Below are 24,962 nucleotides of genomic sequence, written 5' to 3'. Positions count from 1 at the left end.
ACCGGCCAGCGAACGCCGACCGGTCAACACGTTACTTCAGGCGCGCCAGGCGCTCGGTCAGCAGATCGAAGAAGCCCTGGGCATCGCCGTTTTCCACCCAGAACGCGTTCTTCGGTTGTTTCAGGCCATCGTACCAATCAACGATGGTCTGGCCGAAGGTCGGGCCTTCACGGCTATCCACCACCACGTTGACATCACGGCCGCTGAACAGCGATGGCTTGAGCAGGTAAGCAACGACGGTAGCGTCATGCACAGGACCGCCTGGAATACCGTAGTGTTCCATGTCGCCCTTGACGTATTCATTGAGAATATCGCCAACAACCTTGCTTGCGTTGTTCTTGAGGTCGGCGATCTTTTTCAGGCGGGCTTCGCTGGTCAGTACCTTGTGGGTCACGTCCAGCGGCAGGTAGGTCAGCTTGACACCGCTCTTGAGCACAATCTCAGCCGCAACCGGGTCGGCGAACAGGTTGAACTCCGCTACCGGTGTGATATTGCCGCCATTGAAGTGCGCGCCGCCCATCACCACCACTTCCTTGATGCCCTGGGTGATTTCCGGTGCCTGGGTCAGCGCCAGTGCCAGGTTGGTCTGCGGACCGAGCATGGCGATGGTGATGCTGTGAGGCTTGGCGGTGGTGAGGGTCTTGACCAGGTAATCAACGGCATTACCGTCAGCCAGGCCCTTTTTCGGCTCATGCACGGTGACGCCGGAAATACCTTCCTTGCCATGGATATTCTCGGCATAGATCGGCGTGCGCAGCAGAGGCGCCGGCGCACCCGCGTACACCGGGATGTCCTCGCGCCCTGCCCACTCGCGGGCCAGGCGTGCATTGCGGGAAGTCTTGTCCAGGCGCACATTGCCGGCGACGGTGGTCAGCGCACGAATGTTCAGTTCCTCCGGAGAGGCCATGGCAAACAGCAGCGCCACCACATCATCGGCGCCTGGGTCGGTGTCGATGATCAGGTCGATTTTTTCCGCCGCCTGGGCGCTTGCAGCAGTGAGTGCGGACAAAAGCAGAACACTCCGGAACAGGTTTTTCAGGGTGGGAAGACCATATTGCATAAAACACTCCTTGTCGTTGAGAACGCTAGAACGTTACGCCGGACACCAGCGCGATATTGCAGTAAGGCTGGCATTCGCCGGTGCGCACCACGGCGCGCGCCTTGTGGCTGAGCTGCTTGAACTCCTCATGGCTGACCAGACGCCGCTCACCGAGGGCCGCCTGCTCTGTGAGCGTATTGAGCTCAGCCAGCGCCGGTGGTTGCTTGAGCAGGATCTCTTCTGCCAGCACATGGCGCTCCACTTGCATTTCGCTGAGCACGATACGCAAGGTGCTGATGAAGTCCGGAATACCCTGGGTCAACGCCAGGTCGATCAATTCGACGCCCGGCGGGACTGGCAGGCCAGCGTCGCCGATCACCAGGATGTCACCATGCCCAAGCGAGGCGATGACACGCGACAGGGCGATATTGAGCAGAGGTGTCTTTTTCATGAGGGCACAAAACCTTGGACGTCGTGCAGCGTTGGAATAGAGGGTTGCGCGCCGGCACGGGTGACCGACAGCGCCGCCGCGACCTGGCCAAAACGGATGGCCTCGGCCTCGCTTTTGCCATTGGCCAGTGCCGCCGCAAAGCCGCCGACGAAAGTGTCGCCCGCGGCCGTGGTGTCGACCGCCTTGACCTTTGGCGCCAGCAGGTGCTCAAAGGCCTGGCCGTCAGTGAACAACGCGCCTTGAGACCCCAGGGTGATGATGACTTTGCCGGCGCCCGCCTGGATCAGTTGGGTCGCCGCCGCCTTGGCGCTGTCAATGGAGTCGACCGTCACGCCACTCAGTGCGGTGGCCTCGCTTTCATTGGGGATCAGGTAGTCGATCGAGGCGTACCACTCAGCCGGCAACGGTGCGCTGGCCGGTGCCGGGTTGAGGATCACCGTCTTGCCCAGCTCACGACCGCGCTTGAGGGCGTAGCCCACCGTATTCATCGGCACTTCCAACTGGCAGACGATCACGTCAGCCGCTTGCAGCACCGCGTCAAACGCCTGCAACGAGGCCGGTGTCAGTTCGCCGTTACTGCCTGCCACAATCACAATCGCGTTCTGGCTGCTGTCATCGACCACGATCAGGGCCACGCCACTGGAACCGTCCACGGTACTGACGGCCTGGCAATCGATGCCCTCCACCGTCAACGCGTCACGCAATTGGGTGCCGTAGGCATCGGTACCGACACAGCCAATCATCGACACATCGGCACCCAGGCGTGCGGAGGCTACCGCCTGGTTCGCGCCCTTGCCGCCGGGCACGGTGGAGAACGTCTGCCCGATCAAGGTTTCACCGGCACGCGGCAACCGGCTCGCGCGAGTCACCAGGTCCATGTTCAAGCTGCCTACTACCACTACTTTTGCTGGCATACATCAGTACTCATCAATTCGGTTCAGCGGTATTGGGCGAACGTACCGGCGACAGGCGCCGTCGACTCACGCAATACGATGCTCGGCGTCACGATGCGTTGATCGATCGGCAATTGGGGTGTCGCAATTCTTCGTAGTAAAAGTTCGGCCGCCGTCTCGCCCAGTTGCACGATCGACTGCCCGACCGTGGTCAACGCCGGGTAGACGTAACGGCCCATTTGAATGTCATCGAAACCGATCACCGAGAGTTCGCCCGGCACACGGATATTGCGCTCTGCTGCTGCGCGCAACACACCGAAACCAATCATGTCGTTGCTGGCAAAAATGGCACTGGGCGGGTTATGCGCCAGCAGCTGCACGGCGGCGGCATACCCGCCGGTGCTGGTGAAGTCGCTTTCCTGGGTGCGATTGGCCGCCACTTCCACGCCCGCCTCGCGTAACGCGCGGTGATACCCCGCCAGACGCATTTGCGCGACACGGGTATGGGCAGGGCCGCCGATGCAAGCAATGTCGCGATGACCGAGTTCGAGCAAGTGCCGGGTCGCCAGGTAGGCGCCCTCCTCGTGATCGATACGTACCAGGTCCACATCAATACCATCCAGCGCCCGGTCGACGATCACCATGGGCGTGCGTACCGCGCTCAAGCCAGCGGCAAGGCCGCTGTCGTCGCCGCCGACCGAGGTCACGATCAAGCCGTCGATGCGCTTTTCCAGCAATACGCGCAAATAGCTGCGCTGCTTTTCAGCGTTGTCGTCGGAGTTGCAGAGGATCACGCAGTAACCGTTACGCTCGCAGTAATCCTCGATGCCGCGGGCCAGCTCCGCAAAATACGGGTTGAGGCTGTTGGGCACCAGCAGACCGATGGTGGCCGTGGTCTTGGCCTTGAGCGAACGCGCGACGGCACTGGGCACGTAGTCGAGTTGCTTGATCGCCGCTTCGACCTTGATGCGCACCGGCTCACTGACCGGGCGCGTCTTGTTCACCACATGGGACACCGTCGTGTAGGAAATACCTGCAAGCGCTGCCACATCCTTGATCGTTGCCATGGCTCAGCCTCGCCGACTGGCGCGCTGGCTGCGGTAGGTATCGAGGACCACGGCAATCACGATCACGGCACCCGTGATGATGCGTTTCGTGGGTTCCGTGGCACCGATCTGCGCCAGGCCAGCCGCCAATACCGAAATAATCAACACACCAAAGAAGGTACTGATCACTGAGCCGCGCCCGCCCATCAGGCTGGTGCCGCCGATCACCACGGCTGCAATCACTTGCAGTTCCAGGCCGGAACCGGCGTTCGGGTCCGCCGCTTCCAGGCGCGAGATCTGGAACAGCGCGGCCACACCGGCCAGCAGGCCCATGAGGCTGAACACCAGGATCTTGTAGGGCTTGGGATTGATCCCCGCCAGGCGCACGGCCTCTTCGTTGGTGCCGATACCGATCAGGTAACGACCAAACACAGTGCGGGTCAATACCAGCTGCGCGGCAATGATCACCAGCAAGGCGATGATGAATGACGGCGAGATACCAAAGGCAATCGGGTTGGACAGCCAGGCAAACGAATCACCGATGTAAGCAGTACGCGAGCCGGTCATTTGGTACGCCACGCCACGGGCCATTTCCAGCACGCCCAGGGACACGATAAACGACGGAATGCGCCAGGCCACGGTGATCGAGCCGGTGATGGTGCCGGCCAATGCCGCGCAGCCCATGCCCAGCACGGCCGCCGGCAATACGCTCCAGCCCCAGCCGAGAATCGCTACACTGACCGCCGACGCCGCCAGTGCCAGCACCGAGCCCACCGACAGGTCGATTCCGCCGATGATCAGGATGAAGGTCATGCCCACCGCCAGCACCATCAAGTCCGGTATCTGGTTGGCGAGCGTGCTGAAGGTGTCATAGGACAGGAAGTGATCGCTGAGCACCGAGAACAGCGCAATCATCGCCAGCAAAGCGCCTGCCAAGCCCAGGTAGGTGCCCAGGCCGTAGAAGTTGCCGCCAGTCTTGCCGGGGGAAGTTGTGGTTTTCATGGGGTATCCCTAAGCACTGCGTCGTTGAGCAGCGCATCACGTTTCTGATAGCCGGCGAAGGCGGCGGCGAGCAATTCGTCTTGGGTCCAGCTGTCGCGCTCGAACGTCTCGATCAAGCGCCCGGCGGACAACACGCCGATGCGGTCGCAGATCAGCATGAGTTCACGCAGATCACTGGACACCACCACCAGCGCTTTGCCCTGGCGGGTCAACTCGCCCAGCAAGGCATAAATATCGAACTTGGCACCCACGTCGATGCCGCGGGTTGGCTCATCGAACAGCATCACCGAGCAGTCGCGCTCCAGCCAGCGGCCAATCACCACCTTCTGCTGGTTGCCGCCGGACAATTCGGAAACCAACTGCGCCGGACTGGAACTGCGGATGCGCATGGCGTCGATCTGACGCTTGGCCAAGGCGGTTTCGTCGCGGCTGTTGACCACGCCACCGCCGGAGATCTCCGGCATATTACCCAAGGCAATGTTGGCGCTGATGGACTGGGTCAGCAGCAGGCCTTCACCCTTGCGGTCTTCGGTAATCAGGGCAATGCCATGGCCTACCGCGTCCACAGGCGAGCGGATGCTCACGACCTGGGCTGGCGAACCGAGCGCCACAGTGCCGCTGTCGGCCAGGTCGGCACCAAAGATCAGCCGCAACAATTCAGTACGCCCCGCACCGATCAGGCCGGAGATTCCGTAGATCTCGCCCGCGCGCACTTCGAAGGACACATCGCGGACTTTGTCCGAGCGGGTCAGGCCTTTCACCGTCAGGGCCGGGCCACCAATGGCGCGCGGGCCCAGGTCGATGTGTTCGCCCAGCTCGCGACCAACCATCAAGGTGACCAGTTGCTCGCTGTTGTAGTTGGCCATCGGCTCGACACAGACCAGCTTGCCGTCGCGCAATACCGCAATGCGCTGGGCAACACGGGCCAGCTCTTCCAGCCGGTGCGAAATATAAATGATCGCCACGCCCCGGGCCTGCAGGCGGGTGATTTGTTCAAACAGCATCTCGACTTCACGGGCAGTGAGCATGGCCGTGGGTTCGTCGAGGATCAGTACGTGACAATCGCCGATCAGGTTGCGGGCGATTTCGACCATCTGCTGATGGCCAATACCCAGGCTGCCAACCAGCGTGTCGGGGTCGATGGCGTCCAGGCCGACCTGGGCCATGGCCTCGATCGCGGCCTTGCGCAGTTGCTTGCGGCTGATCCAGCCACAGTGGCTGGGCAGGTTGTCCAGGAACAGGTTTTCGGCGACGGTCAGGGTTGGCAGCAGGTTGAGCTCCTGCATGACCATGCGCACCCCCAGCTCTTCGGCCTGGGTGCGGCTGCCAGGGCGGAAATCCTGGCCATTGAACTGCATGTGCCCGGTGGTCGGTGTGACCAGCCCGCCGATGATCTTCGACAAGGTACTTTTGCCTGCACCGTTCTCACCGGTCAGCGCCAGCACTTCCCCGCGATTGAGCGTCAGGGTGATGTCGGACAGAACCGGCTGGGCATAGGTCTTGCCGATACCGCTGACCGAGAGGACAGCGTTCGGGGCGGAAGATGACATAGGAAAATCTCCAGGCGCCCGCTCAGGACGAGCGGGCGCTGTTGGGTGCTGCCAGGATTACTTCTTGAGGACGAGTTCGACCGGGGTTTCGATCACGCCATCTTTGGCCTCGACTTTCTCACCCTTGACCAGCTTGAGCGCATTCTGGATACCGAACACGGCTTGCTGGGCAGCCGCCTGGTCAGCGGTCGCCAGTACACGGCCGTCCTGTAGCATCGGCTTGATGGCTTCGATGTTGTCGTAGCCTACGACCAGCACCTTGCCAGCCTTGCCGGCCGCACGCACGGCGGAGACCGCGCCCAGGGCCATGTTGTCGTTACCGGCCAGCAGCGCCTTGAGGTCCGGGTACTCGCTCAGCATGGCGGATGCCACTTTCTGGCCCTGGTCGATTTCCCAGTTGCCGGACTGAGTGGAAACGATCTTCATGCCGGCAGCTTCCATCGCATCCTTGTAGCCTGCGGTACGTTGCTGGGCGTTGGTGGTCGTCGGCACACCTTCGATGATGCCGACCTTGTCACCCGAGGCCAGTTGCTTGGCCAGGTAGTCGCCCACCAGCTTGGAGCCTTTGCGGTTGTCCGGGCCTACGAACGGAATATCGAGGTTCTTGCTCTTGAGCACGTCCGGGTCCAGGCGGTTGTCGATGTTGACGACCTTGATGCCGGCGTCCGAAGCTTTCTTCAGCACGGTGACCAATGCCTTGGAGTCGGCAGGCGCGATGACGATGGCGTTGACCTTGGCGAGGATCATCTGGTTGACGATGTCGATCTGCGCGCTGGTATCGGTTTCGTTCTTGATCCCGTTGGTGATCATGTCGAAATCGGCGGCGTGTTCTTTCTGGTACTTCTTGGCACCGTCTTGCATGGTGACAAAGAATTCGTTGGCGAGGGATTTCATGACCAGCCCGACCTTGGGTTTGGCGGCGTCATCGGCAAATGCAGAGGAGAGAGGCAGGGCAGCGGATGCGGCGGCAAGCACAGCGACAGCAAGAAGACGTCCAGCAAATGGCAGCTTCATGGGTTCACTCCGATCTTATGATTATTGTGAGCAACGCTTGCACCGAAGAGCGCTTCGGCAGCCTTCCCACCCGGGTGGCTGATACGAGCTGTCACGATACTCCAGGCGTGTTCCGTGAAACATCTCGCAAACGTTTGCGTTAGTCAAACTATGAGAACCTTGTCGAGATTTGTCAACGGTTGAAAACAGCCTTTCATCCACCCTATCCAACCCTCCCCCTCGCCCGGCAAAGTGGCCTATTAAACATTTCCGCCTACCGGTCGTTCTCTAAAACGACAGGCAACGCCGCGTCACTCGGCCAACCTCCAAGCCCCTGGCGCCGCTTTTTTCGGACATCCGAACACAATACAGCCAGATGTTCGGAAAGCCGGACACCTACACGACCGCCCACCCACAAAAATCAAGATAACTTGTTATAAATCAGTAATTTATTTTATAACCGCGAATACGATCAGCCTGGTATAGATCCTGCTCTACTCCATCACCTCGTGGCATTCAGAACCGCCCGGGTGTTCTAGATGAACCTGCTACAGCACTCATCAAAAACCAGAGAGAAAAATAATGAAATCTGCACTGAAGACTTTTGTTCCGGGCGCGTTAGCCCTCCTGCTGCTGTTCCCCGTTGCCGCCCAGGCAAAGGAAGCTGAAACCAAGACTAAACTCTCCAACGTGGTGATCCTTGCCACGGGCGGTACCATTGCCGGCGCCGGCGCCAGCGCGGCCAACAGTGCCACTTACCAGGCCGCCAAAGTCGGCATCGAGCAATTGATCGCCGGTGTGCCTGAGCTTAGCCAGATCGCCAATGTGCGTGGCGAGCAAGTCATGCAAATTGCATCCGAAAGCATCAACAATGAAAACCTGCTGCAACTGGGTCGCCGCGTCGCCGAACTGGCCGACAGCAAGGACGTGGACGGCATCGTGATCACCCACGGCACCGACACCCTGGAAGAAACTGCCTACTTCCTGAACCTGGTGGAGAAGACCGATAAGCCAATCGTGGTGGTCGGTTCCATGCGCCCAGGCACCGCCATGTCGGCTGACGGCATGCTCAACCTGTACAACGCTGTGGCAGTGGCCGGCAGCAAGGATGCACGCGGCAAGGGCGTGCTGGTGACCATGAACGACGAGATCCAGTCGGGTCGCGACGTCAGCAAGATGATCAATATCAAGACCGAAGCGTTCAAGAGCCCATGGGGCCCACTGGGCATGGTGGTTGAAGGCAAATCCTACTGGTTCCGCCTGCCCGCCAAGCGTCACACCATGGATTCGGAATTCGATATCAAGAACATCAAGAGCCTGCCCGATGTCGAGATCGCCTATGGCTACGGCAACGTAAGCGACACCGCCTACAAGGCCCTGGCTCAAGCCGGCGCCAAAGCCATCATCCACGCTGGTACCGGCAACGGCTCCGTGTCCTCCAAAGTCGTACCTGCCCTGGTGGAACTGCGTAAGCAAGGCGTACAGATCATTCGCTCTTCCCACGTGAATGCCGGCGGTATGGTGCTGCGCAACGCCGAACAGCCTGACGACAAATACGATTGGGTCGCTGCACTTGACCTGAACCCGCAGAAAGCCCGCATCCTGGCCATGGTCGCCATGACCAAGACCCAGGACAGCAAAGAGCTGCAACGGATTTTCTGGGAATATTGATTCCTAGTTTTTCCCCGTAGGTGCGAGCTTGCTCGCGAAGGTCGTTAACGATGACGCGGTCTGTCTGGTTTAACCCATCGCCCTCAAGCCTCTCGCGAGCACGCTTGCTCCTACAACCCCCCTCCCCGTCCCTATACAAAATTGCCTGAATTGCTGTCAGACGAACTTCCTGAAGCTTAAGCAGTTGCGAAATCGCCTACAGTTAAATACTGTATGTGCGTACAGCTTATTAAGGAATACTCCGTGGCAAAGTCCTCTCCCGCAGTGCCAACCCCACCTGGTGCCTACGAACGCCTGGCCATTCGTGTGCAAAAGATCATCAATTCGACCAACGCCCAGAAAGCCAAGGCGGCCTTGATCTTCCGTTTGCCTGACGAACCGGAAGATGAGTGGGCGCGTTTGCTGGAGGAAATCGCGGAAAACGACAACGTCACCCTCGCTTATCGCGACGACGGCGGTGTGCAGATTTTCTGGGTTGTGCCGAAGGAAGATTGATTCAATGAGTGTCCGTTTTATCGCCGTATGCTGCGTGTTTTTTGCCGTTACCGCCCACGCCCAGGCCCCCCGAACGTTCAGCGAAGCCAAGAAAGTCGCCTGGAAGCTCTACGCCCCACAATCCACCGAGTTCTATTGCGGCTGCAAATACACCGGCAACCGCGTGGACCTGAAAGCCTGCGGCTACATACCGCGCAAAAACGCCAACCGCGCTGCGCGCATTGAATGGGAGCACATTGTCCCAGCCTGGCAGATCGGGCATCAGCGCCAGTGCTGGCAAGATGGCGGGCGCAAGAACTGCACGCGCCACGATGATGTGTTCAAGCGTGCCGAAGCCGACCTGCATAACCTGGTGCCGAGCATCGGCGAGGTCAACGGGGACCGTAACAACTTCAGTTTTGGCTGGCTGCCGGTGCAACGCGGGCAGTACGGCTCATGCCTGACCCAGGTGGACTTCAAAGCCAAGAAGGTGATGCCACGCCCATCCATCCGTGGAATGATCGCCCGCACGTATTTCTACATGAGCAAGCAGTACGGCTTGCGCCTGTCAAAACAGGATCGCCAGTTGTACGAAGCCTGGAACAAGACCTACCCGGTGCAGGCCTGGGAACGCCAGCGTAACCAGACCGTGGCGTGTGTGATGGGGCGCGGCAATGAGTTTGTCGGCCCGGTGAACCTTAAAGCCTGCGGTTGAATGTGTGCGGGGCTTGCGCCCCGCCAGGCTATTACTGGGCGGCCTTGTGCTCAATGATCTCTGACACCGTGTCAGTTTTCTTGGCCCGGGCCATCTTCTCGTTAAGCAGCGTCTGCTTGGCCTCAGCCTCCGCCTTGGATGCGAACGGCCCCAGCAGGACTTCATCCTTGCCGTCCACCTTCACGATATAAAAATTGAAACCATGTTCCAGCAACCAGGCCGTGAGGTCGGTGATTGCCTGCAGCTTGTGGTCGGGCGGGCCTACCCGGATATCCCATTCCTGGGCGGCAATTGCGCCGGTTTGAGGCTGGCTTTCAGTCACGGCAGGCTTGGCCTTGGGCGCATCGACGCTTTTGCCTTCACCGCAACCGGCCAATGCCAACACCGCAATTGCCATCGCTACTTTACGCACTGCCCTGCTCCTTCAAAGATAAAGAGGCGACTTTATCATTCACTGTCTATTCTGGCCGTCATAAACGTTGGCTTAAACAATGCGAATCATGTATCGCAGACCTGTATGATGCCGCCATGGGAATTAATGTCGCCTCTATGCGTCCTAAAAGAGGCAGTCACAGGGAAGCGCTTAGCAGTAAGCTACACACATCCGACACCTGCCCTGTCTGAAACATGTGTCCTTAAAAGTAATCAAGGAGAAGTCCATGCTTATACTCACCCGCAAAGTTGGTGAAAGCATAAACATCGGTGATGACATCACGATCACCATCCTGGGCGTCAGCGGCCAGCAAGTACGAATCGGCATCAACGCACCCAAGGATGTTGCCGTGCATCGCGAGGAAATCTACCAGCGTATCCAGGCTGGCTTGACTGCTCCGGACAAAAACCAGACACCTTGAAGCCCCCTCAGTAGCCAGCCCTTTCGTTCACGGTAACGGCTGGCGAAAACTCCTTCAGACTGTTCTTGTCGTTGTTGCGTGACGGACATTCCCCCCAGTACATCTTCATGGAAAGATGAAACTGTCTTCACGCCTGGAACTTGTTGTTTCATTCACGGCCGAATCTCTTGACTGACACTTAGCCATTCGTGTGCATTCAGGAGCACGTCGATGAGGCCTACGACCAAACCGCCACTTGCCTACAGGTCATGGATGATCGCCTTATTGATAGGCCTGGCCTTCATGGGGACGGCTTATGGCTTGAGGTACGCAATAGAGGGCGCTGACGCTACCGACCACTCCTGGCTGGACCTGGCCCTGCTGCTTTGCGGGTACCTGTTTCTATTCTGTCTCCAGCCCATCCAGAAAGCTGTACTGCGTCGATTGAGCCGGCAAGCGACACGCTGATGCCGCGCGTTTCGTTATCAGATAACCGGTATTTACAGCACCACAGCAGGACCTATGCTTGGACATGCATGACCAGTCAAAGGCGCCGATACAGATGGATACCCTGAGTAAATCCCAAATCGAATCTGCTCTGGCAGCCCGCCTGCCAAGCTATAAAGTGACCTGCACCCTGCACGCCGACGGGACCCTTTCAGCCGTGCTCAGCGGCCCGGAAACCGACCACTTCGCAATTACGGGAATCGTGCGCGCGCATTATCGCGGGCCTGAAGCCATTGCTCGGCTGGCCAATGAGATCCTCAGGGAAATGGTGATGTCACGCCAGGGCATGCGCAATGATCGAATGCAGCCAACCGCGCCAGCCGGCGCAGAACAAGGCCGAGACCACTAAGGGGCTCGGCCTTCTTGTATCAGCGATCAGCCCGCTCGGTTCTGCACGCTCAACAAGCCGTTCGCGTCGCGCTGTACGTTAAGGTGTTCGTACCCGGCAATCGTAGGATGCTCGGTCTCCATCGGCGTGTGATGCGTCGACGTCACCACCATAACGTCCGCCCCAGCGGCCTCCCCCGCACGAATACCCACCGTCGCATCTTCAAACACCAGGCACTCCTGCACCGGCACGCCCAGGCGTTGCGCGCCCAGCACGTAACACGCGGGGTTCGGCTTGCCGATGGCAACGTCTTCAGCCGTCACCAGCACCGCCGGCGGCGTAATGCCCGCCGCTTGCAGTCGCCGCAACGCCAGTTCCCTGGGTGCCGACGTGACCAGCGCCCATTGGTCGCCCGGCAGGCTGTTCAGGAAATCGACGGCACCGGGAATCGCGACAACCCCCTCGACATCATTGAGCTCAGCCTCGGTAATCCATTGCGCCTCCACCTCGGGATCGACGCCGGGCAATGCCTGGCGCGTGATGGTATCGATCGCGCGGGCACCGTGAATGGTCTTCAAGAACGCCGCCACATCCAGGCCGTGGCGTTCGGCCCAAATGCTCCATACCCGCTCAGCGGCGGCGATGGAGTTGAGCAACGTCCCATCCATATCAAACAGAAAGGCGCGGTAATGGCGGTTGAATACGGCTGAACCTCGGATGGACACTGCGTGGCTTCCTCGTGGGCTGTAACAAATAATTGGCCCGATGCAATCTACGGATCACCTCGCTGCTTGTAAACGCTACCGACAGCGATTGCATTACAGGTTTGTAATCAAGCTGTAAGTCTTGCCGGCACCCTCACTTCATACAGTGGAGTCGTCAGTCACCCACATCGGATGACGCTACTTCCTACTGATGAAAAGGGTCCACCCATGAAACCTGCAAGCAAACTCTGCCTGATCGCCGCCAGCCTGTTGATGCTGGGTGCCGGCACCGCCATGGCGGGCACCGTGGCGCCAGTCAAAGCCAACAACGTGGTGCTGGTGCACGGTTCCTGGGCTGACGGCTCAAGCTGGTCCGAGGTGATCAGCCGTCTCCAGGCCGCTGGCCTGCACGTCACGGCCGTGCAGAACCCCCTGACCTCGGTGGCCGACGATGTTGCCGCCACCAACCGTGTGCTGGACCAACAAGATGGCCCCACGGTGCTGGTCGGCCATTCCTACGCCGGCACCGTGGTCAGCGACGCCGGGGTCAACCCCAAGGTCAGCGCCTTGGTGTACGTCGCCGCGCGTGCACCGGACGCCAACGAAGACTTCGTCGCGCTCTCGGCCAAGTACCCGACCATGCCGGTGCGCGCCGGTGTTGAAGACCACGACGGCTACCTCACCCTGAGCCAGGACGCCTTCCTCAAGTACTTCGCCGCCGATGTACCACGCGCCAAGGCCCTAGAGCTGTACGCCGTGCAGCAACCCATCACCAAGACCCTGTTCAGCGGCCGCACCGTCAATGCCGCGTGGCACACCAAGCCGTCCTGGTACGCGGTGTCGGCAAATGACCAGACCATCAATCCGGACCTGGAGCGCTTCCTCGCCAAGCGCATGAACGCCACCACCGTCGAGCTGCCTTCGAGCCACTTGTCGCTGGTGTCCCACGCCAAGGAAATCACCGACCTGATCCTCGAAGCCTCTGGCCGTCAGCCCTGAGTCCTGCATTACACATTTGTCATCATCCTGTTGGTTGGCTGTTCGGGGGGCCTGGTTACTGTGAACTCACTGCCACGACCTGGCAGCCAACCCTTTAAGAGAGATACCACCATGAAACTGTTTATCCTCGGCTTTGCCGCTTTGCTCGCGACCGGTTCCGTGTTTGCTGCTGAACCTGTGATCCACGACAAGACCGGTTTTTTCGTACACCTGGACGTGGCCAAAGTGCTGTCGAGCACCGACACCTACGGTCAATGCGGCATCGTCCCGGCACGACTCGACTACCTGGACAGCCAGGGCCGCGAACACGTGCTGGACTACCAGGTCCAGGGCATCGGTTGCGCCAGTGACAACTGATCGGGCTACACTTGCGCCACGCATTGAGACAGGGCACTTCCCATGAACATTCTCGTCGTCGAAGACGAACCCAAGGCCGGCAATTACCTGCTCAATGGCTTGCAGGAATTGGGCTACTCCGTCAGCCTCGCCCGCGATGGCGTGGACGGCTTGCACCAAGCCTTGGAAACGCCGTTCGACGTGATCGTACTGGACGTGATGATGCCCAAAATGGACGGCTGGGAAGTGCTGCGCCGCCTGCGCAAGGAAGCCGATACGCCGGTGCTTTTTCTGACGGCCCGCGACGACATTGCCGACCGCATCAAGGGCCTGGAACTGGGTGCCGATGATTACCTGATCAAGCCATTTTCCTTCGCAGAACTGGTGGCACGCTTGCGTACCCTGACCCGTCGCGGCCCGAGCCGTGACGAGGAACAACTGCAAATCGCCGACCTGCAAATCGATGTACTGAAGCGCCGCGTCACCCGCGCCGGCACCCGCATTACCCTGACCAACAAAGAGTTCGCCCTGTTACATCTGTTCGCGACTCATCAGGACCAGGTGCTCTCCCGCTCGCTGATCGCGTCGCGTGTGTGGGACATGAACTTCGACAGCGACACTAACGTGGTAGACGTGGCCGTGCGGCGCCTACGCTTGAAAATCGACGATCCTTTCCAGCTCAAACTGATCCACAGCGTGCGTGGCATCGGCTACCGCTTCGATACCCAGCCATGAACAAACGTCGCCATTACTCCTTGACGCTGCGTCTGGCACTTATCTTCGCCCTGCTCGCCTTCGCCTTGCTGGCGACCCTGGGTGTGGCGCTGTACCGCGAGCTGGAGCGAGAGTTGATCAAGCGGGACGATGCCGCATTGATTTCCCGCGTCGACCAACTGCGCAACCTGCTCAACGACAGCAATACCCTGGACCTGATCAAGACCAAGCCGGAACTGTTCCAGAACATGCTGGGCAACCGCGAATCGGTGCTGAGCATCGCCGCGCCAGGGCAGAAGCCATTGCTGATGGTCAACCCCGGCAATATCGAGCTGCCTGCCGTGCCGCCGGTCCCCAAGCACCATGAACTGACGTTCGCCGATGTGCACCATTTTCCCGGCATCAATGGCGTACCTTTCGCCACCGTGGCCGCCTCCATCGACTCCGGTGACCTGGGCAGCCTGCAAGTGACTACGGGGCGCCTGATGACCGAGCGCACCGCCGTGCTCGCCAGCTATCGCTTGAGCGTTTATATCCTGGCGAGCATTGCCGCCATCACCCTGGCCGTGGTCGGTTACCTGTTCGTCCACCGGGGGCTGTTGCCGCTTCGCCGCCTGGCCCGGCACGCCCGAGGCATCGGTGTCGGCAACCTTGCCGAACGCCTCGACAGCCACGGCGCGCCGAAAGAGCTGCTGCCGATGATTGATTCGTTCAACACTATGCTTGAGCGGCTGGCCAAGGGCTTTGTACAACTGGGCCAGGTGTCCACCGACATGGCCCACGAGCTGCGTACGCCCATCAATAACCTGCTGGGGGAAACCCAGGTCGCCCTGCAACAGAACCGCAGCATCGAGAGCTATCAGCAACTGCTGGCATCCAACGTCGAAGAACTAGAACGCCTGGCGCGGATGCTCGACAACATGCTGTTCCTGGCCCGAACCGACCCGGCCAGCGCGATGCGCCAGCGCCAGGAACTCAGCGCGGCAGACGAGGTGGAACGCATCGCCGAGTACTTCGAGGGCTTGGCGGGTGATGTGGACATCAGCATTCAGGCCGAAGGTGACGGCGTGATCTGGGCGGAACCGATGCTGCTGCGCAGGGCCCTGGCGAACCTGTGCGCCAACGCCATCAAATATGGTGCGCCGAATACAGTACTGGCGATCCAGGCGATTCCAAGTGCCGAAGGCATTCACCTGAGAGTCAGCAATCGAGGCGAAACCATCGCCGCCGAGCACCTGCCGCGACTGTTCGAACGGTTTTATCGGGTGGATGAGTCACGGGAACGTTCGGCGCAGTCCAATGGGTTGGGCTTGTCGATCGTGGCGACCATCATGCAACTGCATAACGGCCATTACAGCGTGAGCAGTGAGGCGGGGGTGACGTGTTTTGAGCTGTACTTTCCGAAACGCGAAGACTGAACGGCGAACGCCCAGTGTTATTTTGCAAAGGTTTGTCGCTTACGGTTGGACTGAAGCCACACTACTCTCCCTTTCCAAGGGGCTCAAGGCAGAGCCGGCAACCGTCGAAAAATGGAGATTCGGAAATGGAAATACGTTTAGGTTTACTGGAAAAGGGGCTCGCTGAAATGAATGAGAAGCTGATCACCGTTTCGAGCAAGGCAGACGCCATGGATAAGCACTTCGCGTCCAAGGCTGACCTGGCAACCACTGAACTGAACCTTATCAAATGGTACGTGGCCACTGCATTCGCAATGACAGGCCTGGCCTGCGCCATCACCTTCGGGCTCACCCGAGTGTTTGCAATTTGAGAAGCGTCGGGCCGGTCAGCTGACTTGCCCGCCCGCTTCTTTCGCGTCCACCGGTGTATGCCACGCTGTCAGTACAGCCGCCTGCAATCCCGCGATCATCGTATCCAGCGCCATCGAGGGCCGCTGCGCCGCCGCCACCTGTTCCGGCAGAAACGGTACGTGGATAAACCCACTGCGTATCCCAGACCCTGCGAGCGCATGCTGCAACAGATAAAAAATCTGATTACACACGAACGTCCCTGCCGTCTGCGATACCGAGGCCGCAACTCCCGCTTCGCGCACGGCCTTGACCATCGCCTTGATCGGCAGCGTCGTGAAATACGCCGCCGGGCCGTCAGCCACCACTGCCGTATCGATGGGCTGCTCGCCGAGGTTATCGGGGATACGTGCATCATTGATATTGATCGCCACCCGTTCGACTGAGATATCGCTGCGCCCTGGCCCCAGGCCAGTAGCGATCACCATCGCCGGGCGCAGCTCGTCGATCAACTGACTCAGGCACTCGCCAGCGGTGGCAAATGCACAAGGCAGGCGGCGCGCAACAATCTGCGCATCGACGCCCAGTCGCACGCCGTCCAGTTGGCGCACCGCTTCCCAGGACGGATTCACCGGGTCTTGATCAAAGGGTTCGAAACCCGTCAGGAGTATGATTTGCATCCTGGCCTCACATCAGCAGGTAAAGCAGCACAATATTGACCACCAGCATCATCAACGCGGTTGGCAGTTGAGCCTTGATCACTGCGTTCTTGTCCGGCAGCTCAAGCAACGCCGCCGGCACGATATTGAAGTTGGCGGCCATCGGGGTCATCAGGGTACCGCAGTAGCCGGAGAACATGCCGATGGCTGCCATCACCGCCGGGTTACCGCCGTAGATACCGACCAGCACCGGCACGCCGACGCCGCCGGTCATCACCGGGAATGCCGCGAAACCGTTCCCCATGATCACTGTAAACAGCGCCATGCCCAGCACGTAGACCATCACGGCCACCAACTTGTAATCCAGGTTGATATAAGTGGTGGTGACATGCGCGACAGCCGTGCCGACCCCGGCTTCGTTAAACAGCAAACCCAGCATTGCCAGCATCTGCGGAAGCACCATGGCCCAGCCAAGCGCTTCAGTCAGGCGACGGGACTCGCGCAAGGCCTGTACCGGCGTATCACGGGTCAGCCAGCAAGCCAGGCCCAGAGCGATCAGGCAGCCGATGCCGAGGGACACAAAGGTGGTGTTTTTCGGGTCCAGCAGCGGGACGCCGCCGATCTCGGTGTGCTTGAGCAATACCGAGCCGATCACGGTGGTCAGGGGAATGGCCAGCGCCGGGATAAACAGCTTATGACCCAGGCGACCGGCACTGGCACGGGATGCCTTGTCATGCAGTTCGGCATGTTTGCCACGGCCAACGCCGCCCATGCCGGCGATCAATGCCATCACCACGACGCCAGCGCCGATGGCCACCGATGGCAGACGCTCACCGATCAGGAATGGAATGGCGAACAACAGCCAAAACAGTGCCGTGGACCAGCGCTTGGGATGGGTCCGGTCCATCACGATCATGCCTGCCGTGATCAGCAGCAGAACCCCGGCCAGCCAGTAAAGGTATTGAATGGAAATAATCATTGCACGGCCTCCACTGGGGTGGCGGCCGTCGTCATCTCACGGGTGAGCCTTCGGTCGAACCGATGCAGGCGGATGGCGTGGATGATGAAGGCGCAGATCGCTGTCGGAATCCCCCACACCGCAATGTGCAGTGGCTCCACATCAATGCCCGAACCGAGCAGGAAGGTGTGCATCAGCGCGATCGCGCCAAAGGCGACAAAAATGTCTTCACCAAAAAACAGCCCGACGTTGTCCGTCGCGGCGCACATGGCCAACACCTTGTGACGCAACTTGTCTGGCAGCTTGCCATAGCGTTTCTCCGCCGCGCCTTCGGCCATCGGTGCCAGCAGTGGACGCACCATCTGCGGGTGCCCACCCAGGCTGGTCAAGCCCATGGCGGCCGTGGATTCGCGCACAAACAGATAGATGATCAACAAACGCCCCACCGTGGCGCGCTCGAACCGCGCAATCCAGTTCTGTGCATGCAGGCGCAGCCCGTGACGCTCCAGCAGGCCGATGACCGCCAGGGGCAATAACAGAATCAATTGCAGGGCACGGGTCTGAAGGAAGCCATCGCCCATGGTGGCGAGGATTTTTTCCAGCGGGAAATGAGCGGCAAACCCGGTGGCAATTGCGGCGGCGGTCACCACCAGCAAAGGGTTAAAGCGCAAGACAAAGCCAACCACGATCACAAGTACGCCGATCAACGGCCATAAGTTCACAACAGTTTGCATGGCGGTGAGGTCCTTAAGTGCGCGCTGCGGCGCCATTACAGCAGGATGTGAACAAAGGGTTCACAGCAAGAAGTGGCGTGCAGTCGGCTCGGTTTTTTATTGTTGACCCGAAAGGTCGAGCGTCAGTGGCGGCAACTTTGCTGCCTGGGAGCGGGAGGTGTCCAACAAGAAAAATTGTTGCTGCGAACCAATAAATTTTGTGGGTGATTCCACACCGCGCATGTAACGAGATGTGGACAGACCGGCAGGGATTCGCGCATCTTAGCGCCGCCTGTTTTATCAGGCGTTTACCTCAAATCAGTGCACCCCTCCCGATTACTGTTGCGGATATGGAAATTCAATGAAAACCCAAAAGGTCCTGGTCGCCCTCTCCTGCGCTGCTGCAGTTTTTTCTTGGCGGTAGCGGCTAAGGCTGCCGCCGGGTATCGTCAGGCCCAAGCGACCTTCATTGAACAAGGGCCTGCACCGGTGACTTCTTCCACAATACCCGACACCGACCTCAGCGTAAAAACCCGCTTGATTGCCCTGGTGGTCGCCGTGACCTTCTTCATGGAAAACCTCGATGCGACGGTGATCGCCACCGCCCTGCCGACCATGGCATCGGCCTTCGGGGTGGCGCCGGTCGACATGAACATCGGCATCACCGCCTACATTCTCGCCGTGGCGATCTTCATCCCACTGTCCAGCTGGGTCGCTGATCGATTTGGGGCGCGCCGGGTATTTGCCGGCGCGATCATCGTCTTTACCCTCGCCTCATTGCTGTGTGGCCTGAGCCACAGCCTTGAGATGTTCGTGTTCGCCCGCGTCCTGCAGGGCATCGGCGGCGCCCTGATGGTGCCGGTGGGGCGCTTGGCAGTGCTGCGCAATACCGATAAAAAAGACTTGGTGAAAATGATCGCGATCATCACCTGGCCAGGGTTAGTGGCGCCGATCCTGGGGCCATTGGCCGGTGGCTTGATCGTGACCCATGCTTCGTGGCCATGGATCTTCTACGTGAACCTGCCGCTGGGCGCCCTGGCACTGGCCGCTGCGCTGTGGCTGGTGCCGGAAGGCCGTGAGGCCAGCGTGCGCAAGTTCGATGCGAAGGGCTTTGTGTTGCTCGCGGGCGCCTGTGTGGCGTTGCTGGGTGGGCTGGAATGGCTGGGTAGCCAGTCCGGCGAAATGCTCATCCCCGGCGCCGGATTGGTGGCGGCGGGCCTACTGCTGTCGGTGTGGGCCGTGCACCATTGCCGGCATTACTCCGACTCGTTGCTGCCGCTGGAAACGCTGTCCATCAACACCTTCCGCGTCAGCATCTATGGCGGCTCACTGTTCCGCCTGGCCATCAGCGCACTACCCTTCCTGTTGCCGCTGCTGTTCCAGGTTGCCTTCGGCTTGTCCCCGGTGGATGCCGGCTTGTTGGTGCTGGCGGTCTTCGCCGGCAACCTGGCGATGAAGCCATTCACCACAGCAATCATGCAGCGCTTCGGGTTTCGCAAGGTGTTGATGGTGAATGGCGTGATCGGCGTGGCGTCGATCGCGGCCTGCGCCTTGTTTACGGCGCAGACACCGTTTGCAGTGATTGCAGCGGTGTTGTTCGTGGGCGGGCTGTCACGCTCGATGCAGTTCACTTGCTACAACTCGATTGGCTTTGCCGACGTGCCCAAGGCACGCATGAGCGAGGCGTCGGCGTTGTTCAGCATGTCGTTCCAGCTGGCCATGGGCATGGGTGTGACGGTGGCCGCGTTGTTGTTGCGCGCATCCATGACGGTGCAAGGGCATGAGGTTCAGGCCCAGGTTGTAGATTTCCGGGTGGCGTTTGTGGGGGTGGCGTTGCTGGGGGCGTTGGCGTTGGTGGATGTGTATCGGTTGCCGGCGCAGGCGGGGGAAAGTGTATTGACGCGAAGCTGAGTGAGCCATTCCGATTGGTGAGCGTCGTTCGACGATGACTTATCGTGCTCGACATTGACGAACACCCTGCCGGAGAGCCCGCCCAAGATGATGGCTAGACAGAGCACACTGGAAGCTTCAACGCTTATCGTGAACCTCTGGCGGCCAGGCGCTGAAGAAAAAAATCACCCCGGGGATCATTACATAGAGCCAGTGACTACTTGGATACGCAACCAGCCCGACAATCCACGTCATCAGTAAAACACCGCCGGCCCATCTTCTGCGCCTTGGCGTGAACCACTCTCGGAACGACTCAAGCTGTTTACTGGCCATGATCACTTTCCTTTTTGATTAGGCGCTGCATTAAATTACCAAATCGCAGGCAACAAAAAAGGGCCCACCTTTCGGTGAGCCCTTCTAGACCGCCCAGCAGAGCGGATTTTGTTTGGTAGGCGCGATTGGACTCGAACCAACGACCCCCACCATGTCAAGGTGGTGCTCTAACCAACTGAGCTACGTGCCTGCTGTGAGGCGGCATTCTACGGAATTCCGGAGGGGTGTCAACATCTTTTTTGCAGCTAACCCTATGAATATGCGAATTTTTTATTTGCGTGGGGCACACCCGTGGATTTCGGGTGGCTGGCAGGCAATTTTCAACTCAGGTAGGATCGGCGCACTCGTAAAAAATATAAAACAGAGGTTCCAGGATGGCGAACACCCCCTACCCCCAGTCGTATTACGCCGCTTCCGCGAATGCCGTTCCGCCCCGTCCCGTGCTGCAAGGCGAGGTCGAAACCGATGTGTGCGTGATCGGCGCTGGCTACACCGGCCTCTCCAGCGCGCTGTTCCTGCTGGAGAACGGTTTTCGCGTGACGGTGCTGGAAGCCGCCAAGGTGGGGTTTGGCGCCTCGGGCCGCAACGGTGGGCAGATCGTCAACAGCTACAGCCGTGATATCGATGTGATCGAGCGCAGTGTCGGGCCCAAGCAGGCGCAATTGCTGGGAGAGATGGCGTTTGAGGGCGGCAGGATCATTCGCGAGCGGGTAGCCAAGTATCAGATCCAGTGCGACTTGAAGGACGGCGGTGTGTTCGCCGCGCTCAACAGCAAGCACATGGGCCACCTGGAATCGCAGAAGCGCCTGTGGGAGCGCTACGGCCATACTCAGCTGGAGCTGCTGGACGAGCGCCGCATTCGTGACGTGGTGGCCTGTGACAACTATGTGGGCGGCCTGCTGGACATGAGCGGCGGTCACATCCACCCGCTTAACCTCGCACTCGGCGAAGCGGCTGCCGTGGAATCCCTGGGCGGTACGATCTACGAGCAATCGGCTGCGGTGCGTATCGAGCGCGGGGCCAACCCGGTGGTGCACACCGCCGAGGGCAAGGTCAGGGCCAAGTTCATCATCGTCGCGGGCAATGCCTACCTGGGCAACCTCGTGCCAGAGCTGGCGGCCAAGTCGATGCCGTGCGGCACACAAGTGATCACCACGGCCCCCCTGGGCGACGCACTGGCGAAGACGCTACTGCCGCAGGATTACTGCGTAGAAGACTGCAATTACCTGCTCGACTACTACCGCCTCACCAGTGATAAGCGCCTGATCTTCGGCGGCGGCGTGGTGTACGGCGCGCGCGACCCGGCGAATATCGAGGCGATCATTCGGCCGAAGATGCTCAAGGCGTTCCCTCAGCTCAAGGATGTGAAGATCGACTACGCCTGGACCGGCAATTTCCTGCTCACCCTATCGCGCTTGCCGCAGGTGGGGCGCCTGGGCGACAACATCTATTACTCGCAGGGCTGCAGCGGCCACGGCGTGACGTACACGCATTTGGCCGGCAAGGTACTGGCGGAAGCCCTCAGAGGCCAGGCAGAGCGCTTTGATGCGTTTGCCGACCTGCCGCACTACCCGTTCCCGGGCGGGCAATTGTTGCGTACGCCGTTCGCGGCAATGGGCGCCTGGTACTACGGCCTACGCGACAAACTGGGGTTCTGACCCGAAACCTGTAGGAGCCCGCTTGCGGGCGATGGCGTCCGTGAAATTGCCATCGCCCGCAAGCGGGCTCCTACAGGTCGCGCGTATCAAATCGCAGACACAAAAAACCCCGGTCTTTCGACCAGGGTCTTTGCTATCGGATCAAAGTAGCCAGAGGCTTTCTTTGTGCTTCAAGGCGTTCAGTGGGCCTTGAGGCAGATATGGCGCAGCGGACGGGACTCGAACCCGCGACCCCCGGCGTGACAGGCCGGTATTCTAACCGACTGAACTACCGCTGCGTATCGCTTGACCGGCTGAGCGTAAGGCCTCAACCGTCCTTGAACATCTGATCGATCAGCCTTGGCTGTTCAATCTCAAGCCCGACAAAATCAGGCTTGGAAAATATGGCGCAGCGGACGGGACTCGAACCCGCGACCCCCGGCGTGACAGGCCGGTATTCTAACCGACTGAACTACCGCTGCGCGTCGGTGCAACCTTTAGCGTTGCGTCTCGCCCTAGGGCAAAACTCTCAAGAAGTGGTGGGTGATGACGGGATCGAACCGCCGACCCTCTGCTTGTAAGGCAGATGCTCTCCCAGCTGAGCTAATCACCCTTTGCTTCGTTGAGGCCGCGAAATTTACGCAGGTAGCGGACCTAAGTCAATAGCCCGCTTGAAGTTTTTCTGAAAAAGACAAAATGGCTTCAAGACGACAACCCGCCCTACTCGCTGTAAATCATCTTCTTGCTCATGCCACCGTCCACGACAAACTCTTGCCCGGTGACAAACCCCGCCTGGCGCGACAGCAGCCATGCCACCATCGCCGCCACATCTTCTACAGTGCCCACCCTGCCCGCCGGATGCTGGGCATGGTCGGTGTCGCTCAACGGCTCGGCACGACGTGCTGCAGGATCACGGGCATCGATCCAGCCAGGACTGACCGCATTAACCCGCACTTCCGGGCCCAGGCTCATCGCCAGGGCATGCGTGAGGGCCAGCAGGCCACCTTTGCTTGCGGCATAAGCCTCGGTGTCCGGCTCCGACTGACGAGCCCGTGTCGACGCCAGATTGACGATGGCACCACCGTGGGCGCGCAGGTACGGCGCACAGTGCTTGGCCAGTAGCATCGGCCCCCCGAGGTTCACGGCCAGCACCCGATTCCAGTAAGCCAGGTCCAGGCTTTCCAGGGTGATGTTGCGCGGATCGGCCACTGCCGCGTTGCAGACCAACGCGTCCAGGCGCCCAAACTGCCCCAGCACCTCGGCGACACCCTGGGCCACTTGCTTCTCGTCGGCCACGTCCATGCTGATAAACCAGGCGTTCTCGCCCAGCACCTTGGACACCTTGGAACCGCGCTCGCGGTCCAGGTCGGTCAACACCACCTGCCAGCCTTCGCTGATCAGCCACGCGGCAATCCCGAGACCAATGCCCCGTGCCGCACCGGTGACCAGTGCGACACGCCCGTTACTGGCGGCTGCGGCTTCCATGGACCACTCGATCACAAGGCTGCCAGCCCGCGAGCCAGGTCAGCCTGCAAGTCAGCCACGTCTTCCAGGCCAACCGCGATGCGGATCAGGCTGTCACGGATACCTGCTGCCTCACGCTCCTGCGGCGCCAGGCGACCATGAGACGTGGTGCTCGGGTGGGTAATGGTGGTCTTGCTGTCACCCAGGTTGGCGGTGATGGAGATCAGGCGCGTCGCATCGATAAAGCGCCACGCGCCCTCTTTGCCGCCCTTGACTTCGAAGCTCACCACGGCACCAAAACCGCGCTGCTGGCGCTGGGCCAACGCGTGCTGCGGGTGGCTCTTGAGGCCAGCGTAATGCACCTTCTCGATACCGTCCTGCTGCTCCAGCCACTCGGCCAGCGCCTGGGCGTTGGCGCAATGGGCCTTCATGCGCAGGTTGAGGGTCTCCAAGCCCTTGAGGAAGATCCAGGCGTTGAATGGGCTCAAGCTTGGGCCAGCGGTGCGCAGGAAGCCCACGACCTCTTTCATCTGCTCACTGCGACCTGCAACCACACCGCCCATGCAACGACCCTGGCCGTCGATGAACTTGGTCGCCGAGTGCACGACGATGTCCGCGCCCAGCTTCAACGGTTGCTGCAGCGCCGGGGTGCAGAAGCAGTTGTCGACCACCAGCAGGGTGCCCTTGGCATGCGCCACTTCGGACAATGCAGCGATATCCACCAGTTCGGCCAATGGGTTGGACGGCGACTCGACAAACAGCAACTTGGTGTTGGCCTTGATCGCTGCCTCCCAGCCAGACAAGTCCGCCAAGGGCACGTAGTCCACTTCGATGCCAAAACGCTTGAAGTACTTTTCGAACAGGCTGATGGTCGAGCCGAACACACTGCGCGACACCAGCACATGGTCGCCGGCACTGCACAGGCTCATGACCACCGCCAGGATCGCCGCCATGCCGGTGGCCGTGGCTACAGCTTGCTCAGCGCCTTCCAGCGCCGCGATACGCTCTTCGAACGCGCGCACGGTCGGGTTGGTATAACGCGAATACACGTTGCCCGGCACTTCGCCAGCAAAGCGCGCAGCGGCATCGGCGGCGGTGCGGAACACATAGCTGGAAGTGAAGAACATCGGGTCACCGTGCTCACCTTCCGGGGTGCGGTGCTGGCCGGCGCGCACAGCCAGGGTATCGAAAGCTACGCCATCGAGGTCGCTGTCCAACCGACCGGCATCCCATTCCTGACTCATGCTGCGACTCCTTACTCAATTCTTTATTTAAGATACAAAACCGGCCCCTCAGGGCCGGTTGTCA

28 protein-coding genes and 4 tRNA genes are annotated in these 24,962 nt (G+C 60.1%); 13 read left to right on the top strand and 19 right to left on the bottom strand.

Annotation, left to right across the window (positions count from 1 at the left end; genetic code table 11):
- Window positions 1-31: 31 nt before the first annotated feature.
- From AC0IYN_RS20940 to AC0IYN_RS20910, 7 genes are read right to left on the bottom strand one after another with little or no spacing between them, the layout of a single operon-like run.
- Complete coding sequence (locus AC0IYN_RS20940; protein ID WP_471843012.1) at window positions 32-1,060, bottom strand: nucleoside hydrolase; 1,029 nt, start codon at window positions 1,058-1,060, stop codon at window positions 32-34.
- 25 nt (window positions 1,061-1,085) lie between these two features.
- Window positions 1,086-1,490, bottom strand: a complete 405-nt coding sequence (rbsD, locus tag AC0IYN_RS20935; protein ID WP_078049393.1) for a D-ribose pyranase — start codon at window positions 1,488-1,490, stop codon at window positions 1,086-1,088.
- Window positions 1,487-2,404 (bottom strand): ribokinase, encoded by a 918-nt coding sequence (rbsK, locus tag AC0IYN_RS20930; RefSeq protein ID WP_406598308.1) that lies wholly within the window; start codon window positions 2,402-2,404, stop codon window positions 1,487-1,489. The genes rbsD and rbsK overlap by 4 nt, the downstream gene beginning before the upstream one ends.
- Window positions 2,405-2,427: 23 nt before the next feature.
- On the bottom strand, window positions 2,428-3,450 hold the full coding sequence (locus AC0IYN_RS20925) for a LacI family DNA-binding transcriptional regulator (protein WP_406598309.1): 1,023 nt from the start codon (window positions 3,448-3,450) through the stop codon (window positions 2,428-2,430).
- A gap of 3 nt (window positions 3,451-3,453) precedes the next feature.
- Window positions 3,454-4,431, bottom strand: coding sequence for an ABC transporter permease (locus AC0IYN_RS20920; protein ID WP_010209107.1), 978 nt, complete (start codon window positions 4,429-4,431; stop codon window positions 3,454-3,456).
- Window positions 4,428-5,981, bottom strand: a complete 1,554-nt coding sequence (locus tag AC0IYN_RS20915) for a sugar ABC transporter ATP-binding protein (RefSeq protein WP_457239455.1) — start codon at window positions 5,979-5,981, stop codon at window positions 4,428-4,430. The genes AC0IYN_RS20920 and AC0IYN_RS20915 overlap by 4 nt, the downstream gene beginning before the upstream one ends.
- Window positions 5,982-6,038: 57 nt before the next feature.
- On the bottom strand, window positions 6,039-6,995 hold the full coding sequence (locus tag AC0IYN_RS20910; RefSeq protein WP_471843005.1) for a substrate-binding domain-containing protein: 957 nt from the start codon (window positions 6,993-6,995) through the stop codon (window positions 6,039-6,041).
- Between the two features lie 561 nt (window positions 6,996-7,556).
- Between AC0IYN_RS20910 and AC0IYN_RS20905 the strand changes: the two genes are divergently transcribed.
- From AC0IYN_RS20905 to AC0IYN_RS20895, 3 genes are all read left to right on the top strand, one after another.
- Window positions 7,557-8,645, top strand: coding sequence for an asparaginase (locus AC0IYN_RS20905; RefSeq protein ID WP_457239456.1), 1,089 nt, complete (start codon window positions 7,557-7,559; stop codon window positions 8,643-8,645).
- A gap of 243 nt (window positions 8,646-8,888) precedes the next feature.
- Window positions 8,889-9,140 carry a DUF1654 domain-containing protein gene (locus AC0IYN_RS20900; RefSeq protein WP_028617096.1) on the top strand — a complete coding sequence of 84 codons (252 nt, stop codon included), beginning with the start codon at window positions 8,889-8,891 and terminating at the stop codon, window positions 9,138-9,140.
- A gap of 4 nt (window positions 9,141-9,144) precedes the next feature.
- Window positions 9,145-9,834, top strand: a complete 690-nt coding sequence (locus AC0IYN_RS20895) for an endonuclease (RefSeq protein WP_457248642.1) — start codon at window positions 9,145-9,147, stop codon at window positions 9,832-9,834.
- A 31-nt stretch (window positions 9,835-9,865) separates the two neighbouring features.
- On the opposite strand, the gene AC0IYN_RS20890 is transcribed toward AC0IYN_RS20895, so the two are convergent.
- Window positions 9,866-10,231 (bottom strand): SPOR domain-containing protein, encoded by a 366-nt coding sequence (locus AC0IYN_RS20890; RefSeq protein ID WP_406598339.1) that lies wholly within the window; start codon window positions 10,229-10,231, stop codon window positions 9,866-9,868.
- 262 nt (window positions 10,232-10,493) lie between these two features.
- Here AC0IYN_RS20890 and csrA point away from each other — a divergent pair, with 262 nt between their 5' ends.
- From csrA to AC0IYN_RS20875, 3 genes are all read left to right on the top strand, one after another.
- Complete coding sequence (csrA, locus tag AC0IYN_RS20885; RefSeq protein WP_003192511.1) at window positions 10,494-10,688, top strand: carbon storage regulator CsrA; 195 nt, start codon at window positions 10,494-10,496, stop codon at window positions 10,686-10,688.
- A 210-nt stretch (window positions 10,689-10,898) separates the two neighbouring features.
- Window positions 10,899-11,135, top strand: coding sequence for a hypothetical protein (locus tag AC0IYN_RS20880; RefSeq protein ID WP_457248643.1), 237 nt, complete (start codon window positions 10,899-10,901; stop codon window positions 11,133-11,135).
- A gap of 94 nt (window positions 11,136-11,229) precedes the next feature.
- A complete protein-coding gene (locus tag AC0IYN_RS20875) occupies window positions 11,230-11,523 on the top strand; it encodes a hypothetical protein (RefSeq protein WP_406598340.1) in 294 nt (97 codons plus the stop codon).
- 26 nt (window positions 11,524-11,549) lie between these two features.
- Here the strand turns inward: AC0IYN_RS20875 and AC0IYN_RS20870 are convergent, their stop codons facing one another.
- Window positions 11,550-12,227, bottom strand: a complete 678-nt coding sequence (locus AC0IYN_RS20870; RefSeq protein ID WP_471843001.1) for an HAD family hydrolase — start codon at window positions 12,225-12,227, stop codon at window positions 11,550-11,552.
- 207 nt (window positions 12,228-12,434) lie between these two features.
- On the opposite strand from AC0IYN_RS20870, the gene AC0IYN_RS20865 reads away from it, so the two are divergent.
- From AC0IYN_RS20865 to AC0IYN_RS20845, 5 genes are all read left to right on the top strand, one after another.
- A complete protein-coding gene (locus AC0IYN_RS20865; RefSeq protein ID WP_406598314.1) occupies window positions 12,435-13,205 on the top strand; it encodes an alpha/beta fold hydrolase in 771 nt (256 codons plus the stop codon).
- Between the two features lie 111 nt (window positions 13,206-13,316).
- Complete coding sequence (locus AC0IYN_RS20860) at window positions 13,317-13,562, top strand: DUF2790 domain-containing protein (RefSeq protein WP_025857849.1); 246 nt, start codon at window positions 13,317-13,319, stop codon at window positions 13,560-13,562.
- A gap of 42 nt (window positions 13,563-13,604) precedes the next feature.
- Window positions 13,605-14,276 (top strand): heavy metal response regulator transcription factor, encoded by a 672-nt coding sequence (locus AC0IYN_RS20855; protein WP_010209090.1) that lies wholly within the window; start codon window positions 13,605-13,607, stop codon window positions 14,274-14,276.
- Window positions 14,273-15,673, top strand: coding sequence for a heavy metal sensor histidine kinase (locus AC0IYN_RS20850; RefSeq protein ID WP_406598316.1), 1,401 nt, complete (start codon window positions 14,273-14,275; stop codon window positions 15,671-15,673). The genes AC0IYN_RS20855 and AC0IYN_RS20850 overlap by 4 nt, the downstream gene beginning before the upstream one ends.
- Window positions 15,674-15,798: 125 nt before the next feature.
- The gene (locus tag AC0IYN_RS20845) at window positions 15,799-16,023 is read left to right on the top strand and encodes a hypothetical protein (RefSeq protein WP_406598317.1); all 225 of its coding nucleotides are present in this window, start codon (window positions 15,799-15,801) and stop codon (window positions 16,021-16,023) included.
- Between the two features lie 15 nt (window positions 16,024-16,038).
- Here the strand turns inward: AC0IYN_RS20845 and pcp are convergent, their stop codons facing one another.
- The 3 genes from pcp to AC0IYN_RS20830 are packed head-to-tail and all read right to left on the bottom strand — an operon-like array spanning window position 16,039 to window position 18,351.
- Entirely contained in the window at window positions 16,039-16,680 is a 642-nt protein-coding gene (pcp, locus tag AC0IYN_RS20840; protein WP_457239461.1) for a pyroglutamyl-peptidase I, read from the bottom strand.
- Between the two features lie 7 nt (window positions 16,681-16,687).
- Window positions 16,688-17,638, bottom strand: coding sequence for a DUF979 domain-containing protein (locus AC0IYN_RS20835; RefSeq protein WP_078049409.1), 951 nt, complete (start codon window positions 17,636-17,638; stop codon window positions 16,688-16,690).
- Complete coding sequence (locus AC0IYN_RS20830; protein WP_099492559.1) at window positions 17,635-18,351, bottom strand: DUF969 domain-containing protein; 717 nt, start codon at window positions 18,349-18,351, stop codon at window positions 17,635-17,637. Before AC0IYN_RS20830 ends, AC0IYN_RS20835 begins: the two co-directional genes overlap by 4 nt.
- Window positions 18,352-18,819: 468 nt before the next feature.
- On the opposite strand from AC0IYN_RS20830, the gene AC0IYN_RS20825 reads away from it, so the two are divergent.
- Entirely contained in the window at window positions 18,820-20,241 is a 1,422-nt protein-coding gene (locus AC0IYN_RS20825) for an MFS transporter (RefSeq protein WP_457239463.1), read from the top strand.
- A gap of 117 nt (window positions 20,242-20,358) precedes the next feature.
- On the opposite strand, the gene AC0IYN_RS20820 is transcribed toward AC0IYN_RS20825, so the two are convergent.
- The gene (locus AC0IYN_RS20820; protein WP_457267379.1) at window positions 20,359-20,553 is read right to left on the bottom strand and encodes a hypothetical protein; all 195 of its coding nucleotides are present in this window, start codon (window positions 20,551-20,553) and stop codon (window positions 20,359-20,361) included.
- A gap of 113 nt (window positions 20,554-20,666) precedes the next feature.
- Window positions 20,667-20,743, bottom strand: a tRNA-Val gene (locus AC0IYN_RS20815).
- Between the two features lie 184 nt (window positions 20,744-20,927).
- Here AC0IYN_RS20815 and AC0IYN_RS20810 point away from each other — a divergent pair.
- Window positions 20,928-22,211 (top strand): NAD(P)/FAD-dependent oxidoreductase, encoded by a 1,284-nt coding sequence (locus tag AC0IYN_RS20810; protein ID WP_457248648.1) that lies wholly within the window; start codon window positions 20,928-20,930, stop codon window positions 22,209-22,211.
- Window positions 22,212-22,412: 201 nt separating this feature from the next.
- On the opposite strand, the gene AC0IYN_RS20805 is transcribed toward AC0IYN_RS20810, so the two are convergent.
- The 5 genes from AC0IYN_RS20805 to AC0IYN_RS20785 all read right to left on the bottom strand — a co-directional run bounded on the left by AC0IYN_RS20805 (window position 22,413) and on the right by AC0IYN_RS20785 (window position 24,898).
- Window positions 22,413-22,489 (bottom strand) — tRNA-Asp (locus AC0IYN_RS20805).
- 106 nt (window positions 22,490-22,595) lie between these two features.
- Window positions 22,596-22,672: transfer RNA gene (locus AC0IYN_RS20800), tRNA-Asp, on the bottom strand.
- 55 nt (window positions 22,673-22,727) lie between these two features.
- Window positions 22,728-22,803, bottom strand: a tRNA-Val gene (locus AC0IYN_RS20795).
- A 107-nt stretch (window positions 22,804-22,910) separates the two neighbouring features.
- Window positions 22,911-23,675 (bottom strand): SDR family oxidoreductase, encoded by a 765-nt coding sequence (locus tag AC0IYN_RS20790; protein WP_078049415.1) that lies wholly within the window; start codon window positions 23,673-23,675, stop codon window positions 22,911-22,913.
- An 11-nt stretch (window positions 23,676-23,686) separates the two neighbouring features.
- Window positions 23,687-24,898: an O-succinylhomoserine sulfhydrylase gene (locus AC0IYN_RS20785; protein WP_078049416.1), complete on the bottom strand. Its 1,212-nt coding sequence runs from the start codon at window positions 24,896-24,898 to the stop codon at window positions 23,687-23,689.
- Window positions 24,899-24,962 lie beyond the last annotated feature (64 nt).

It is taken from the genome of Pseudomonas sp. AC112, from assembly GCF_979253545.1.
The sequence above is the reverse complement of the archived record's forward strand: the minus strand, read 5'-3'. Positions and strand labels throughout refer to the sequence as shown.

Bases quoted from the DNA above. Each gene is read 5' to 3' on its own strand.
- AC0IYN_RS20855 (WP_010209090.1), top strand. From the start codon at position 13,605: ATGAACATTCTCGTCGTCGAAGACGAACCCAAGGCCGGCAATTACCTG.
- AC0IYN_RS20865 (WP_406598314.1), top strand. From the start codon at position 12,435: ATGAAACCTGCAAGCAAACTCTGCCTGATCGCCGCCAGCCTGTTGATG.
- AC0IYN_RS20880 (WP_457248643.1), top strand. From the start codon at position 10,899: ATGAGGCCTACGACCAAACCGCCACTTGCCTACAGGTCATGGATGATC.
- AC0IYN_RS20850 (WP_406598316.1), top strand. From the start codon at position 14,273: ATGAACAAACGTCGCCATTACTCCTTGACGCTGCGTCTGGCACTTATC.
- AC0IYN_RS20820 (WP_457267379.1), bottom strand. From the start codon at position 20,553: ATGGCCAGTAAACAGCTTGAGTCGTTCCGAGAGTGGTTCACGCCAAGG.
- AC0IYN_RS20835 (WP_078049409.1), bottom strand. From the start codon at position 17,638: ATGATTATTTCCATTCAATACCTTTACTGGCTGGCCGGGGTTCTGCTG.
- rbsK (WP_406598308.1), bottom strand. From the start codon at position 2,404: ATGCCAGCAAAAGTAGTGGTAGTAGGCAGCTTGAACATGGACCTGGTG.
- AC0IYN_RS20910 (WP_471843005.1), bottom strand. From the start codon at position 6,995: ATGAAGCTGCCATTTGCTGGACGTCTTCTTGCTGTCGCTGTGCTTGCC.
- AC0IYN_RS20810 (WP_457248648.1), top strand. From the start codon at position 20,928: ATGGCGAACACCCCCTACCCCCAGTCGTATTACGCCGCTTCCGCGAAT.
- rbsD (WP_078049393.1), bottom strand. From the start codon at position 1,490: ATGAAAAAGACACCTCTGCTCAATATCGCCCTGTCGCGTGTCATCGCC.
- AC0IYN_RS20895 (WP_457248642.1), top strand. From the start codon at position 9,145: ATGAGTGTCCGTTTTATCGCCGTATGCTGCGTGTTTTTTGCCGTTACC.
- AC0IYN_RS20915 (WP_457239455.1), bottom strand. From the start codon at position 5,981: ATGTCATCTTCCGCCCCGAACGCTGTCCTCTCGGTCAGCGGTATCGGC.
- AC0IYN_RS20905 (WP_457239456.1), top strand. From the start codon at position 7,557: ATGAAATCTGCACTGAAGACTTTTGTTCCGGGCGCGTTAGCCCTCCTG.
- AC0IYN_RS20875 (WP_406598340.1), top strand. From the start codon at position 11,230: ATGGATACCCTGAGTAAATCCCAAATCGAATCTGCTCTGGCAGCCCGC.
- AC0IYN_RS20790 (WP_078049415.1), bottom strand. From the start codon at position 23,675: ATGGAAGCCGCAGCCGCCAGTAACGGGCGTGTCGCACTGGTCACCGGT.
- AC0IYN_RS20890 (WP_406598339.1), bottom strand. From the start codon at position 10,231: ATGGCAATTGCGGTGTTGGCATTGGCCGGTTGCGGTGAAGGCAAAAGC.
- csrA (WP_003192511.1), top strand. From the start codon at position 10,494: ATGCTTATACTCACCCGCAAAGTTGGTGAAAGCATAAACATCGGTGAT.
- AC0IYN_RS20830 (WP_099492559.1), bottom strand. From the start codon at position 18,351: ATGCAAACTGTTGTGAACTTATGGCCGTTGATCGGCGTACTTGTGATC.
- AC0IYN_RS20925 (WP_406598309.1), bottom strand. From the start codon at position 3,450: ATGGCAACGATCAAGGATGTGGCAGCGCTTGCAGGTATTTCCTACACG.
- AC0IYN_RS20920 (WP_010209107.1), bottom strand. From the start codon at position 4,431: ATGAAAACCACAACTTCCCCCGGCAAGACTGGCGGCAACTTCTACGGC.
- AC0IYN_RS20860 (WP_025857849.1), top strand. From the start codon at position 13,317: ATGAAACTGTTTATCCTCGGCTTTGCCGCTTTGCTCGCGACCGGTTCC.
- AC0IYN_RS20785 (WP_078049416.1), bottom strand. From the start codon at position 24,898: ATGAGTCAGGAATGGGATGCCGGTCGGTTGGACAGCGACCTCGATGGC.
- AC0IYN_RS20940 (WP_471843012.1), bottom strand. From the start codon at position 1,060: ATGCAATATGGTCTTCCCACCCTGAAAAACCTGTTCCGGAGTGTTCTG.
- AC0IYN_RS20845 (WP_406598317.1), top strand. From the start codon at position 15,799: ATGGAAATACGTTTAGGTTTACTGGAAAAGGGGCTCGCTGAAATGAAT.
- pcp (WP_457239461.1), bottom strand. From the start codon at position 16,680: ATGCAAATCATACTCCTGACGGGTTTCGAACCCTTTGATCAAGACCCG.